The 13,852-nt window shown below is 71.2% G+C and carries 11 protein-coding genes; 5 read left to right on the plus strand and 6 right to left on the minus strand.

The features are described from left to right. Nucleotides 1–9: 9 nt before the first annotated feature. From moaA to WMJ97_RS10995, 4 genes are all read right to left on the minus strand, one after another. The gene (gene moaA / locus WMJ97_RS10980) at nucleotides 10–1,026 is read right to left on the minus strand and encodes a GTP 3',8-cyclase MoaA (RefSeq protein WP_347349034.1); all 1,017 of its coding nucleotides are present in this window, start codon (nucleotides 1,024–1,026) and stop codon (nucleotides 10–12) included. Beyond that, nucleotides 1,019–1,486: a molybdenum cofactor biosynthesis protein MoaE gene (locus tag WMJ97_RS10985; protein ID WP_347349035.1), complete on the minus strand. Its 468-nt coding sequence runs from the start codon at nucleotides 1,484–1,486 to the stop codon at nucleotides 1,019–1,021. The genes moaA and WMJ97_RS10985 overlap by 8 nt, the downstream gene beginning before the upstream one ends. Beyond that, entirely contained in the window at nucleotides 1,486–1,992 is a 507-nt protein-coding gene (locus WMJ97_RS10990) for a MogA/MoaB family molybdenum cofactor biosynthesis protein (protein ID WP_347349036.1), read from the minus strand. Before WMJ97_RS10990 ends, WMJ97_RS10985 begins: the two co-directional genes overlap by 1 nt. Before the next feature lie 79 nt (nucleotides 1,993–2,071). Beyond that, the gene (locus tag WMJ97_RS10995) at nucleotides 2,072–2,674 is read right to left on the minus strand and encodes a hypothetical protein (protein WP_347349037.1); all 603 of its coding nucleotides are present in this window, start codon (nucleotides 2,672–2,674) and stop codon (nucleotides 2,072–2,074) included. A 217-nt stretch (nucleotides 2,675–2,891) separates the two neighbouring features. Here WMJ97_RS10995 and WMJ97_RS11000 point away from each other — a divergent pair, with 217 nt between their 5' ends. The 3 genes from WMJ97_RS11000 to WMJ97_RS11010 are packed head-to-tail and all read left to right on the plus strand — an operon-like array spanning nucleotide 2,892 to nucleotide 9,206. Further along, nucleotides 2,892–4,520, plus strand: a complete 1,629-nt coding sequence (locus WMJ97_RS11000; RefSeq protein WP_347349038.1) for an NAD(P)-binding protein — start codon at nucleotides 2,892–2,894, stop codon at nucleotides 4,518–4,520. Nucleotide 4,521: 1 nt separating this feature from the next. After that, nucleotides 4,522–8,193 carry a pyruvate:ferredoxin (flavodoxin) oxidoreductase gene (nifJ, locus tag WMJ97_RS11005; RefSeq protein ID WP_347349039.1) on the plus strand — a complete coding sequence of 1,224 codons (3,672 nt, stop codon included), beginning with the start codon at nucleotides 4,522–4,524 and terminating at the stop codon, nucleotides 8,191–8,193. Continuing rightward, entirely contained in the window at nucleotides 8,190–9,206 is a 1,017-nt protein-coding gene (locus WMJ97_RS11010; RefSeq protein WP_347349040.1) for a dihydroorotate dehydrogenase-like protein, read from the plus strand. Before nifJ ends, WMJ97_RS11010 begins: the two co-directional genes overlap by 4 nt. Nucleotides 9,207–9,254: 48 nt before the next feature. On the opposite strand, the gene WMJ97_RS11015 is transcribed toward WMJ97_RS11010, so the two are convergent. Both WMJ97_RS11015 and WMJ97_RS11020 read right to left on the minus strand, forming a co-directional pair. Then, a complete protein-coding gene (locus tag WMJ97_RS11015; RefSeq protein ID WP_347349041.1) occupies nucleotides 9,255–10,082 on the minus strand; it encodes an SDR family NAD(P)-dependent oxidoreductase in 828 nt (275 codons plus the stop codon). A gap of 101 nt (nucleotides 10,083–10,183) precedes the next feature. After that, nucleotides 10,184–11,395, minus strand: a complete 1,212-nt coding sequence (locus WMJ97_RS11020; protein WP_347349042.1) for an alpha-amylase family glycosyl hydrolase — start codon at nucleotides 11,393–11,395, stop codon at nucleotides 10,184–10,186. A 70-nt stretch (nucleotides 11,396–11,465) separates the two neighbouring features. Between WMJ97_RS11020 and WMJ97_RS11025 the strand changes: the two genes are divergently transcribed. Then, complete coding sequence (locus WMJ97_RS11025) at nucleotides 11,466–12,080, plus strand: TetR/AcrR family transcriptional regulator (protein ID WP_347349043.1); 615 nt, start codon at nucleotides 11,466–11,468, stop codon at nucleotides 12,078–12,080. Between the two features lie 107 nt (nucleotides 12,081–12,187). Further along, complete coding sequence (locus WMJ97_RS11030; protein ID WP_347349044.1) at nucleotides 12,188–13,567, plus strand: glycosyltransferase; 1,380 nt, start codon at nucleotides 12,188–12,190, stop codon at nucleotides 13,565–13,567. The last annotated feature ends 285 nt before the right edge of the window (nucleotides 13,568–13,852 follow it).

A 13,852-nucleotide genomic window follows, 5' to 3' on the forward strand; every position in this document is an offset into this window, starting at 1 on the left:
GCCGGCGCCCTACCCGCCGATCGAACTCATCGGACGCGGCGGCTGCAGGAACCCGGGCTCGTTGATCCCGTGGCCTGGCAGCTTGGCCGCCAGGTTCGCCCGGATCAGCCCCGCCAGTTCCTCATCGGACGCCCCGGTGCGCAGCGGCGTCCGGAGGTCGGCCTCGGTGGTCGCGAACAGGCAGTTCCGCAACTGCCCGTCGGCGGTGAGCCGGATGCGGTCGCACGACCCGCAGAACGGCCGCGTGACCGACGCGATGATCCCGACGGTCGCGGGCCCGCCGTCCACGAGGTACCGCTCGGCCGGGGCCGCGCCCCGCCCGGGGAGCGCCTCGAGCGTGTACTCCTTTTCGAGCGCGGCCTGCACCTCGTCGGCGGTCACCATGCCCGCCCGCGTCCAGGTGTGGCCCGCGTCCAGGGGCATCTGCTCGATGAACCGCAACTCGTGCCCGCGCTCGAGCGCCCACGCGAGCAGGTCGACCGCCTCGTCGTCGTTCTGACCGCGCATCAGCACCGAGTTGATCTTCACCGGCGACAGCCCCGCCTCGGACGCCGCCGCGATGCCCTCGATCGTGTGCTCGAACTGGTCGCGCCGCGTCATCTCCTTGAAGCGGTCGGGACGCAGCGTGTCCAGCGAGATGTTCACCCGGGCCAGCCCGGCGTCCACGAGGGGACGCGCGAGGCGCGCCAGCCCGGTTCCGTTGGTCGTCATGGAGACCTCGACGGGACCCGACGGCCCCTCGATCGCGGCGATCCCGCTGACGATGTCGACGATGTCCGGACGCAGCAGCGGCTCGCCGCCCGTCAGCCGCACCTCGGTGATGCCGGCGTCCACCGCGATGCGGACGACCCGCAGCAACTCCGTCAGGTTCAGCAGCGAGAACCGCGGCAGGTACGGGACGCCCTCCGCGGGCATGCAGTAGGTGCAGCGCAGGTTGCAGTGGTCGGTGAGCGAGATGCGCAGGTCGCGGTGCTCCCGGCCGTGCCCGTCGACGAGCAGCGGCAGCGGACGGCGTCCCTCACCCATCGTGCGCGTCTCCCGGCGCCGAACGATCCGCCAGCCCCGACCACACGTGCCGCCCGTCGGCGGTGAACTGCTGCTTCCAGATCGGCACCTCGGCCTTCACGCGCTCCACCAGCTCGGAGCACAGCGCGAACGCCTCGGCCCGGTGCGGGGTCGCGACGGCGGCGACGAGCGCCAGGTCGCCGACGGCGAGCCGCCCCACCCGGTGCTCCACGACCAGGGACGCCTCGCCGCGCGGGTCGCGCTCGGCGAGCAAACCCTCGGCCAGCCGCGCGAGGATCGCCGCGGCGTCCGGGTGGTGCGTGTACGAGATGCCCGTGACGACGCCGGACGCCTCCGGGTCGTGGTCGCGGATCTGCCCGACGAATGTCACGACCGCCCCCGCCGAGGGGCCGTCGACGAGCGCGGAGAGGGCGGCGGCGTCCAGCGGACCCTCGCCGATTGCGGCGCGGAGCACCGGCATCAGTGATCGCCCCCCTGCAGTTGATCGAGCAGGTGCGGGGCCAGCGGCAGGACGACCTCGAGCCCCTCGGCGACTGCCGCGGGCTTGCCGGGCAGGTTCACGATCAGGGCGCCCTCGGCGCTGGCGTCGCCCGGCCGGACGACCCCGGCCAGCCCGCGCGTCAGGACGCCGTGCGGGGACGCCTCCTGCCCGCGCCGGCGGACGGCCTCGGCGATGCCGGGCACCTCGACGTTCAGGACGCCGCGCGTGCCTTCGGGCGTGAGGTCGCGCGGCCCCACGCCGGTTCCGCCGGTCGTCACGATGAGCCGCGCCCCGGACGCCAGCGCGTCGTGCAGGGCCGCGGCCACGGCGTCCGCCCCATCGGGGATGACGGCCACGCTCGGCACGTAGCCCGCTGCCCGCAGGGCGTCGGCGGCGGCCGGGCCCGAGGCGTCCGGACGCAGGCCGGCCGCGCTCCTGTCGGAGACGGTGATCACGCGTGCCAGAACGCCCGTTGACTCAGCCATAGGCGCCCAGAATAGGCGAAACCCTCCTGGACGCCTCCGCGGCCGTCCCGGCCCGCGAACGCGCGCGTGGGGACGCCCCTCACACCGCCCCGGCGTCCTCGGCGGCGGTGTCGGTGGCGGGACGCACCACGGCCGGCGCCGGCGCGGACGCGAGCCCGCGCAGGGCCCAGCCGACGAGCAGCGCCCAGATTCCGAGCGCGACCACGAGCGCCGCGACGCCGTACGCGACGACCGACGTGAACAGCGACGCGCGCAGGAACGAGGCGTTCATCGCGGTCGTCCGCTGGGCCGTCAGCGCCTGGTAGCGGTTCTTCAGCTCGGTGTACTGGGGGCTGGCAGCCTGGTCCTGCACGACGACGGCCGGGTCGGTCAACGTGATGTCCTTGATGCCCGCGGCCTCCGCCTCGGCGCGCACCTGGGCCTGCTCGGAGCCCAGTTCGGCGTACGTCTTGCCGTCCGTGGCGTGCTCGGCGTGCGTGTTGATGATCTGCGCCTGCGCGTAGGCGGTGAACGGGTCCCCGACGGTCGCCCCGGCGAGCATCGGCGAGTCGGCGGCCACGGTGATTCGCTGCTCGTTCAGGTTCACCGACACCACCGCCCACGTGGCGACGCCCGCCACGATCATGATGAGGCCCGCGAGGTAGGAGACGATGCCGACGATCTTGGCTGGCTTGGTCTTCATGGTCATTCCTTTCCAGCCGGCTCCCGGTCCGGCGCGACGGTGCACACGGGCGGGCGGGCCAGATCATGTCTGGCGTCCAACCCCCTCATATCGGGTGGCCGAGTGCCACGGAACTCCCCACGAGTCCTTGAGGAGGGGATCTGTCCGAACCGCCCGCGAAGCACTACTACCGGCAGTAGTGTGACACGCGCACACCACCTAGAGCGGAGGGTTACCGATGACCTCGGACCGCCATGATCTGACTGCATTGCCCATTGGCCAAGAGATCGGCTTTACCGGACCCACTCGGACGCGCATGCCGGTCTATCTGGACCTCCTTCCCCCGTGCAACAACGCTTGTCCCGCGGGGGAGAACATTCAGGAATGGCTGCGGCTGGTGATCGCAAACGAGGACGAGGCCGCGTGGCGCGAACTCGTGAAGAACAACCCGTTCCCGGCCATTCACGGGCGCGTCTGCTACCACCCCTGCGAAACGTCGTGCAATCGCGCCTATCTCGACGGCGCGGTCTCGATCCATTCGGTCGAGCGATATCTGGGCGACCTCGCCATCGAGAACAACTGGCAGTTCCCGAAGCCCCGCCGCAAATCCGGACGCCGGGTGCTCGTCGTCGGCGCCGGCCCCTCGGGCCTGTCGGCGGCCTACCAGCTCGCGGTCCGCGGCCACGAGGTCGAGATCCGCGACGCCATGGCGGAGCCCGGCGGCATGATGCGCTACGGCATTCCCGAGTACCGCCTCCCCCGCGCGGTGCTGGACGCCGAGGTGGCCCGGCTCGTCGAGCTGGGCGTCGTCATCACCTGCAACACGAAGATCGACGACCTGCTCGCCGAGCAGGCCGAGGGCGATTTCGACGCCGTCTTCGTGGCGATCGGCGCGCACCTGTCCAAGCGCGTCGACATCCCGAACATGGACGCCGGCCACATGGTCGACGCCGTCACGTTCCTGCGCGACGTCGCCTCGGGCAATCGCCCCGAGATCGGCAAGCGCGTCGCCATCTACGGCGCCGGCAACACGGCCATGGACGCCGCCCGCGTCGCCCGCCGCCTGGGCGCCGACGACTCGATCATCATCTACCGCCGCACGCAGGAGCAGATGCCCGCCCACGTCGAGGAGATGGAGGGCGCCGAGCGCGAGGGCGTCAAGATGAACTGGCTGCGCACGATCAAGGCCATGGACGACAAAGACCTCACGGTCGAAATCATGGAGCTCGACGAGAACGGCAAGCCCCGCGGCACCGGCCAGTACGAGAAGCTCGAGGCCGACACCGTCATCCTCGCCATCGGCCAGGAGACCGACTCCAACTTCCTGCGCAAGATCCCCGGCATGCGGTTCGACCGCGACGTCCTGCAGGTCGACCCGCGCACGCTCATGACCGACGTCCCCGGCATCTTCGCCGGCGGCGACGCCGTGCCCAGCGAGCGCACGGTCACGGTCGGCGTCGGCCACGGCAAGCGCGCCGCGCGCAACATCGACGCCTGGCTCGACAGCCGGGTCTCCCCCGACCGCCCCAAGCACGCCCTCGCCACGTTCGACAAGCTCAACGTCTGGTACTTCGGCGACCACCGCCGTAACGACCAGCCCGAGCTCGAGCCGACCGAGCGCATCACCGACTTCGACGAGATCGTCGGCGGCCTCTCACCCGACCAGGCGCACGTCGAGGCGGGCCGCTGCCTGTCCTGCGGCAACTGCATGGAGTGCGACGGCTGCCTGGGCGCTTGCCCCGAAGACGCGGTGATCAAGCTCGGCAAGGGCTTCCGCTACCGCTACGACTACGAGAAATGCACCGGGTGTGCTGCGTGCTACGAACAGTGCCCGGTCCACGCCATTGAAATGATTGCGGAGCGCTGACATGACGAAAGACATCATCGACGGCAACGGCGCTGCGGCGTCCGTCGCCTACCGGCTGAACGAACTGTGCTCGATCTACCCGATCACCCCGAGCTCGACGATGGCCGAGCTCGCCGACGAGTGGGCCGGCAAGGGCCTCAAGAACGTCTACGGCACCGTCCCGACCGTCATCGAGATGCAGTCCGAGGCGGGCGCGGCCGGGGCGCTGCACGGCGCCCTGCAGGGCGGCGCGCTCTCGACGACGTTCACGGCGTCCCAGGGTCTCCTGCTGATGATCCCCAACATGTACAAGATCGCCGGCGAGCTCACCTCGACGGTGTGGCACGTGGCCGCGCGGTCGCTGGCCGCGCAGGCCCTGTCGATTTTCGGCGACCACCAAGACGTGATGGCCGTGCGCCAGACCGGCTTCGCGCTGCTGTCCAGCGTCAGCGTCCAGGAAGCCCACGACTTGGCCGCCGTCGCCCAGTTGGCAACGCTGCGCAGCCGCGTCCCGTTCATGCATTTCTTCGACGGCTTCCGCACCAGCCACGAGCTGAACACGCTGATCCGCCTGTCGGACGACGAGCTGCGCGAGTACGTGCCCGAGGAGCTCGTGCTCGCCCACCGCCGGCGCGCGCTCTCCCCCGAGAACCCGTACATCCGCGGCACCGCGCAGAACCCCGACACGTACTTCCAGGGCCGCGAGACCGTCAACCCGTACTACAACGCGACGCCGAGCATCGTGAGCCAGGCGATGAAGGAGTTCGCCGACCTCACCGGCCGCGAGTACCACCTCGTCGAGTACCACGGGGCTCCCGACGCCGAGCGCGTGATCGTCATCATGGGCTCCGGCTACGAGACCGTCCAGCAGACCGTCGACTACCTGCTGAAGCAGGACGAGAAGGTCGGCGTCGTCCTGGTCCGCCTGTACCGGCCGTTCCCGACGGAGGACGTCCTCGCCGCGATCCCCGAGACCGCGAAGAAGGTCGCGATCCTCGACCGTACGAAGGAGCCGGGGTCCGGGGGCGAGCCGCTGTTCCTCGACGTCAGCTCGGCGTTGGGCGAGGCCTTCGCCACCGGCGATCGCTCCTCGCTGCCGATCATGATCGGCGGCCGCTACGGCCTGTCGAGCAAGGAGTTCACCCCCGGCATGGTCGCGGGCATCTTCGACGAGTTGTCCCTCGACCGGCCGCGTCCACGCTTCACCATCGGCATCAACGACGACGTGACGCACCTGTCGCTGCCCTACCCGGCCGACCTCGACGTCGAAGACCCGGAGACGGTCCGCGCCGTCTTCTACGGCCTCGGCTCCGACGGCACGGTGGGCGCGAACAAGAACACGATCAAGATCCTCGGCCACCAGGACGGCACGTACGCCCAGGGCTACTTCGTGTACGACTCCAAGAAGTCCGGCGGACGCACCGTCTCGCACCTGCGCTTCGGGCCCAAGCCGATCCAGGCGCCGTACCTGCTGCAGGCGGCCGGGTTCATCGGGTGCCACCACTGGTCGATCCTCCAGCGCGTCGACGTCCTCAAGTACGCCAGCAAGGGCACGGTGCTGCTGCTGAACTCGCCCTACCCGGCGGACGAGGTCTTCGGACGCCTGCCGCGCACCATGCAGCAGCGCATCATCGACCTCGACATCGACCTCTACGTGATCAACGCCAACGCGGTCGCGCGCAAGGCCGGCATGGGCAACCGGACGAACACGGTCCTGCAGACCTGCTTCTTCGCCATCAGCCGCGTCATGCCGCGCGACGAGGCGATCGCCGCGGTCAAGGACTCGATCGAGAAGACGTACGGACGCCGCGGGCAGGACGTCGTTCAGAAGAACAAGAACGCCGTGGACGCCGCGGTCGCCGATCTGCATCACGTCGAGGTCCCCGACGCGCCGGTCAGCGACGAGAAACACCTCGCACCGGTGCCCGACTACGCGCCGCAGTTCGTCCGCGAGGTCACGGCCGCGATGCTGACCGACACGGGTGACGATCTGCCCGTCTCGGCGCTGCCCATCGACGGCACGTACCCGTCGGGCACGACGAAGTACGAGAAGCGGAACATCTCCGACATCATCGCTGTCTGGGATCCGGAGGCCTGCATCCAGTGCGGCAACTGCGCGTTCGTCTGCCCGCACGCCGTGATCCGCGCCAAGTACTACCCCGACACGGCCCTCGAGGGTGCCCCCGAGCAGTTCGAGACCGCGCCGCTCAACGCGGCCGGCCTGCCGAAGGCCCAGTACACCCTGCAGGTGTACGCCGAGGACTGCACCGGCTGCGGGCTGTGCGTCTCGGCGTGCCCGGTGAAGCCGATCGGCGGTGGCGGCCAGCGCAAGGCCATCAACCTGGCCCCGGTGCTCGACCGGACCGAGCAGAAGAAGAACGTCGCGTTCTTCGAGACGATCCCGGTCAACCGCCGCAGCCGCGTCGACTTCGCGAACGTGCGCGGCGTCCAATACCTGGAGCCGTTGTTCGAGTTCTCGGGCGCGTGCACCGGCTGCGGCGAGACCCCGTACGTGAAGCTGCTCACCCAGCTGTTCGGCGGCCGCGCGACGGTCGCGAACGCGACCGGCTGCAGCTCGATCTACGGCGGCAACCAGCCGACGACGCCGTGGGCGTCCAACAAGTACGGACGCGGCCCCGCGTGGTCGAACTCCCTGTTCGAGGACAACGCGGAGTTCGGCCTCGGGATGCGCCTCGCCGCCGACCTGCAGGTGCAGTTGGCCCGCCAGCGGCTCGAACAACTGCGCGACATCGTGGGTGGCGAGCAGGCCGACGAGATCCTGGACGCCCCGCAGTTGTACGAGTCGGAGCTCTCGTACCAGCGGGCCCGTCTCGACATCTTGAAGGTGTACCTGGACGACGTGCTCTCGGGCGTCCACCGCGGCGAGGACGCCTACGCCGTGCCGAATCAGATGACCACGTCACTGTCGGCCTACGCGACGGCCGAGCTGCCGGAGTTGACGGACGCCCAACGGCTCCAGGTCGAAGACCTGCGGTCGGTGTGCGATCACCTGCTGCGCCGGTCGGTCTGGATCGTCGGCGGCGACGGCTGGGCGTTCGACATCGGGTCGGGCGGCCTCGACCACGTGCTGGCGTCGGGCCGCAACATCAACGTCCTGGTGCTCGACACCGAGGTCTACTCCAACACCGGCGGCCAGGCGTCCAAGTCGACGCCGATGGGCGCGGTCGCGAAGTTCGCGTCCGCCGGCAAGGAGACCCACAAGAAGGACCTGGCCATGCAGGCCATCGCGTACGGCAACGTGTACGTCGCCCGCGTCGCGATGGGCGCCGACCCGCAGCAGACGCTGCAGGCGTTCCGCGAGGCGGAGGCCTACGACGGGCCGTCGCTGATCCTCGCCTACAGCCACTGCATCGCGCACGGCATCGACATGAAGGGCGGGCTCGACCAGCAGTACAACGCGGTGGCGTCCGGCCACTGGCCGCTCATCCGGTTCAACCCGGAGCTGCGCATGGAGGGCAAGAACCCGTTCCTGCTCGACTCGCCGCGGCCGCGCGTGCCCCTGCGGAAGTACCACGAGAAGGAGCTGCGGTTCCGGATGCTGCAGAACGCCGATCCGGAGGGCGCCGCGAAGATGTTGGAGCTGGGCCAGCAGCAGGTCGAACGGCGCTGGCAGGACTACGAAGAGATGGCCACCCGCGACGCGTCCCGCTTCGCGGCGAATGCGAGGGAATGATGCTCACCACCAACTATCTCGGGCTGGAACTGACCAGCCCGCTGGTCGCCTCCGCCGGGCCGCTGTCGCAGACGGTGGACGGCGTCCGCTCGCTCGCCGCCAGCGGCGTCGGGGCGGTCGTCATGTACTCGCTGTTCGAGGAGCAGCTCCGGACCGAGGTGAATCGTGAGATCGCCCTCGTCGAGGCGCACGAGGAATCGTACGCCGAGGCCACGAGCTACTTCCCGGAGACGGTGTTCCCGTCCGACCAGTCGATGGCGCACGAGTACCTGACGCTGGTGGAGCAGTCGGCCAAGGCGATCGACGTGCCCCTGATCGCGAGCCTGAACGGCGCCGACCTGGGCGGCTGGACCGAGTTCGCGGGCCAACTGCAGGACGCCGGCGCGGCCGCGCTGGAGCTGAACATCTACGCGGTGCCCGGGGACGTCCACCTCGACGGGCGCACGGTCGAGAAGCGGCACGTCGAGATCGTGCAGGCGGTCAAAGAGCGCGTCTCGATCCCGATCGCGGTCAAGCTGAGCCCCTACTTCAGCTCGACCGGCCAGGTCGCGCTCAGCGTGCTCGAGGCCGGGGCCGACGGGCTCGTGCTGTTCAACCGCTGGCTGCAGCCCGACATCGACATCGAGACGCTCGCCGTCGTCCCGGGGGTGGAGTTGTCGCACCCCTCGGACGGCAAGCTGCCGCGCACGTGGATCGCGACGCTGCGGAACCAGACGACGAAGTCGCTAGCCCTCACCTCCGGCGTGGAGACGGCCGACGACGTCATCAAGGACCTGCTGGCCGGCGCGGACGTCGTGATGACGACGTCCGCCCTCGTCCGGCACGGCACCGACTACGCGACGATCCTGCTCGGCGGGCTCGACGAGTGGATGGAGCGCAAGGGGTTCTCCGACATCGCCGACTTCCGCGGCATGCTCGCCGTCGGGTCGGACGCCGACGGCACCGCCCTGCAGCGCGCCGGTTACGTCGCGGCCCTGGAGCGGGCCAAGACCACGTACGGGTCGCTGGCGTAGGGCTGCGACCCCTTACGAGACCGGGCGGACGCTCCGGGGCATCGGCGGTCAGGGCAGCATGACCTGACCGCCGGTCACCGGCAGCGCCTGCCCGGTCTCGTACGTCTGCTCGACCAGGTACAGCACGGCCCGCGCGATGTCGGCGGGCGTGCAGCCGCGTCCCATCGGCACTTTGGCCTCGTAGAACGCCCGGACGTCCGCGACGCTCGTCGCCCCGGGCACCTTGCCGGCGCGCAGGTATTGCGCGAACAGCCCGCGCTCGGGGTCGGACCACAGCGGCCCGTCGAGGTAGTTGCCCGGGCAGACGGCGTTGACCTTGATGTGGTGGTCGACGAGTTCGAGCGCGAAGCTCTGCGTCAGCCCGACGCCGCCGAACTTGCTGCCCGCGTAGGCGAAGTTCGCCCGCGACCCCTCCAGGCCCGACTTGGAGTTGATCTCGACGATGTCGAACCAGGCGTCCGGCTCGGCGGCGTGCTGGGCGACCATCAGCGGCGCGAACGCCCGCACGGTCAGGAAGTAGCCGCGGTAGTTCACGTCGGTGACCAGGTCGAAGTCGGCCACCGGCTGGGTCAGGACGCCGTCGGCGCGCACCACGCCCGCGTTGCAGACGAGCAGGTCGACGCGCCCCGTCAGCTCCCGGACGGCCGCCGCGGCCGCGGCCGTGGACGCCTCGTCGCTCACGTCGATGGCGACGGCGTCCGCCCGGCCCGGGTGCTCGGACGCCAGCTCCGCCGCCCGGGCGCGGGCGGCGTCCTCGTGCTGGTCGGCCAGCACGACCCACGCGCCCTCGCCCGCGAACGCGCGCGCCAACCCCCAGCCGATGCCCTGCGCCGCCCCCGTGACGACGGCGACCTTGCCGGCGAGGCGTCCGGTCATGTGAACCTCCTGGTGATCCGGTGGGCCGGTGCCCGCGCGACCGCGTGGGCGCGCGAGCCCATCGTCGGCGGCCGGGGCGCCCGGCGCAACCGGACGCCCGCTCACCCCCAGACGAGCCGCTCGCCGTCGTCGGCGGCGATCGTCACGCGCGGGGTGGGGTCGAGCGCGACGTCGACCTGGACGCGGCGTCCGTCGCCCGTGCAGGCGTAGGTGATCCAGGTGCAGTCCTTGGCGACGACCTCGACGCGCGACCGGGCGAGCCACGGGTGGCGGCGGCGGAAGCCGATGAGCTGCTGATGCCAGCGGAAGAGGTCGCGGCCGAAGGGCGCGAGGTCCGCCGGGGTGGCGGGCAGCTCCGGACGCAGGGGGTCGTCGGCGTACAGGCCCGTCCCCTTCTCGCCGCGGAACCCCTGCTCGTCGCCGTAGTAGATGCTCGGCATGCCCGGCAGCGTCAGCAGGAACGCGGCCGCGAGGGCCGCACCGGCGCCCCCGACCTGGCTCGCGATGCGCGTGACGTCGTGGTTGCCGACGAACGTCTGCAGCACGTGGTCGCGCGAGAACGCGTCGTGGCGCTCGAGCGCCCAGGCGAGCTCCCAGAAGTTCCGGTCAGCGAGCGAGCTCCAGATGCCCTTCCACAGTTCGTAGGCGGTCACCGAATCCAGGGACGCCTCCGCGGCGATCGCCGCGTAGTCGCCGTGGATGACCTCGCCGACGAACAGGGCGTCCGGGAACTCGGCCCGCACCCGCGCGATCGCCGCGCGCCAGAAGGCCGCCGGGACGGCGTAGGCCACGTCGAGGCGCCAGCCCGCGATGCCCCGCCGGAGCCATTGCAGCATGACGTCGACGACGAGGTCGAGCACCGCCGGGTCCTGGTGGTCGAGCTCGGCGAGCCCCGCGTGCCCCTCCCACGTGGCGACCCCGTCGCCGTGGCGACGCACCGCCCCGCTGCCGGAGGTCACCAGCTCGTGCCGCAGCCCCACGTGGTTGAAGACGCCGTCGAGCACGATCGCGAGCCCGCGCCCGCGGGCAGCCGCGACGAGCCGATCGAAGTCGTCGTCGTCGCCGAGCCGCGGGTCGATGGCGTAGTGGTTCAGCGTGTCGTACCCATGGGACGCCGACGCGAACACCGGCCCCAGCAGCAGCCCCGAGCAACCCAGCTCGACCACGTAGTCGAGCCAGGGCTCCAGGCGGGCGAGCCGGTGTTCGGAGGACCCCTCCCCGCCGGACGCCGCCCCTCCCCCCTCGTGGACGGGCGCCCCGCAGGCGCCCAGCGGGTACACGTGCCACCAGATCGCGTGATCGGACAGGCTCATCGGTCGCTCCTATTGACTCGGCATCAACAACGGTTACTGACCGTAGCTCAATAGGGCTAGGATGGGCAACATGAACCGTCCGGACCGCGCCCCCCGCCGCCGGCTCGACGTGGACGCCCGCCGCGCCGCGATCCTGACCGCGGCGCGGGACGCCTTCACCCGCGCCCGCTACGCCGACGTCGTCGTGGGCCGCGTGGCGGAGGCGGCCGGGGCGTCCCCGGCGCTGGTGTTTCACTACTTCGGGTCGAAGTCCGGGCTGTACGAGGAGGTCGTCCGGGGGGCGATCGAGGGGCTCGAGGCGCGGCAGCAGGCGGCGGATCGCGCGCTCGGGGAGCACGTGAGCGCGCGCGACCGCGTCCGGACGACGCTCGTCGTCTACCTCGACCACATCGCTGCCCACCCGGACGCCTGGGCAGCCCCGCTGCTGGGCGGCGAGGAGCCCCCCGGCGTCGTCGCCCTCCGGCAGGACGCCCGAGAGCGCTACGTGGCCGGCCTGCGCTCCTGGCTCGGGCTCGCCGGCGACGACTGGCCGCGGCACGACTACGCGCTGTGGGGGTACTTCGGGTTCCTCGACCAGGCGTGCCTCGCCTGGGTCGGCGCGGGCTGCCCGGCCGAGCGTCGCGACGGGCTGATCGAGGCGTCCCTGGGCGCGCTGGAGGGCGCGCTCGGCGACTGGGGCCGCTGAGCGGCCCTGGTGCGCGGGGGCTCCGGGGACGCCCGGGGCGTCCGGTTCGCTCCCTCGAGGGGCTGGCCTAGACTCACCTGGACGAACTACTGCGAGAGGGAGCAGCCGTGCACAGCGACTCCGTTCGACCCCCCGCGCCGGGTACCACCGGCGCGGACGCCGACCCGGCCCCGTTGGCCGCGCCGTTCCCGACCCGCGAGCGCCAGCTGCGGGTGGCGCTGTTCACCGACAACTACGGCCCCGGGCACTCGGGCCTGCTGTACGCCGTGCAGTTCATCGAGGGCGAGATGCTCAAGGTGGGCCACGAGGTGCTGGTCGTCGCGCCGCAGGCGGACGGGCCGAACCCCTACCACGACCATCCGGGGCGGACGGAGCTGCGGCTGCCGTCGATGCTGATCCCGGGCGTCCCGGCGAAGGTCGCCACCGGCAAGGGGTTCGAGAAGGCGCTGGAGCAGTTGGAGCAGGATCCGCCGGACATCATTCACGTGCACGGCCTGGGCCCGATCGGCATGCTGGGCGTGTGGGCGGCGGATCGCTGCAAGGTGCCCCTCATGGTGACCTGGCACACCGACTTCGAGGCGTACGCCGACTACTACTCGGCCCTGACGCCGTTCCTGTCGGCCTACTACCGGCTGCTGAAGATCGCGACGAACGGGATGCACCGGGAATCGCTGCGCGACATGACGCGCTGGGTGCGCAAGTGGCCGCGCAAGGGCATGTCGCGCCGGTCGCTGCTCGGCGCGGCGCGCGACATGTTGGAGGCGGCCGAGCTCGTGACGACGCCGTCGGACAAGACGGCGGTCCGCGTCCGGGAACTGGCGCCGGCGTCCAAGATCCGGGTCGTCCCGAACGGGGCGGACGCCCTGCCGCCCGGGGAGCCGATCGCGAAGGCGTCCGGGCCGCGCATCATCTACGTGGGCCGGATCGCGCCGGAGAAGGGGCTCCCGCTGTTGCTGGAGGCGTTCGAGTGGGTGCGGGAGGAGATCCCGAACGCCGAGCTCATGGTGGTCGGCGACTGGCGCAAGTCGCAGATCCTGCGGCAGAAGCTCGCGCGCGCCCGGCGCCGCGGCGGCGTGACGCTCGTCGGGCAGGTGCCACGCAACAAGCTGGAGCCGTACTACGAGTCCGCGGACGTCTTCGCGTTCAGCTCCCTCACCGACACCCAGGCGCTCGTGCTGCACGAGGCCGCGCACGCCGGCCTGCCGATCGTGTCGGTTGACCACGAGCTGACCCTCGTGATCGACCCCGGCGTGAACGGGCTCATCGCCCGCCCGACGCCCGAGTCGTTCGCCCGGAACCTCGTCGCGATGCTCACCAAGCTGAAGGACCCCGAGTTCAAGGCTGCCGCCCAGGCGCGGAGCCGCGAGATGGCGTCCTGGTGGACGATCGACCACCAGTCGCGCGAGATCGTCCAGCTGTACGAGGACATGGCGGCAGGCGTCCCCATCGAGGAGCGCATGCACGCCGTGCCGCCGGTGGCGCAGTAGGGGTCCGACCCCTCCCCCGGCCCGCCCGCGAACGGGTGCGCAACGGATTCGGCGTCCTGCAGTGAGAACACCGTGATGCACGATCCGGTGCGCACCGGTTCGCATGGGGTCGCCCCCCACCGAGCCCGCCCTTCCGCCACGCGGACGCCGCTCGGCCACCTCCCCTCCCCTGCAAAGCAATGCGCCCCGGATGACCGATCACACCGTTCCCACTGCAGGACGCCGAATCCATCGCGCACCCGTTCGCACGGGGCGGCGCGGGGCCCGGCCGTCATCCCAGCTCGC

The sequence above is a fragment of the Nigerium sp. genome, assembly GCF_039811905.1.
Classification (GTDB): Bacteria; Actinomycetota; Actinomycetes; order Propionibacteriales; family Propionibacteriaceae; genus Propioniciclava.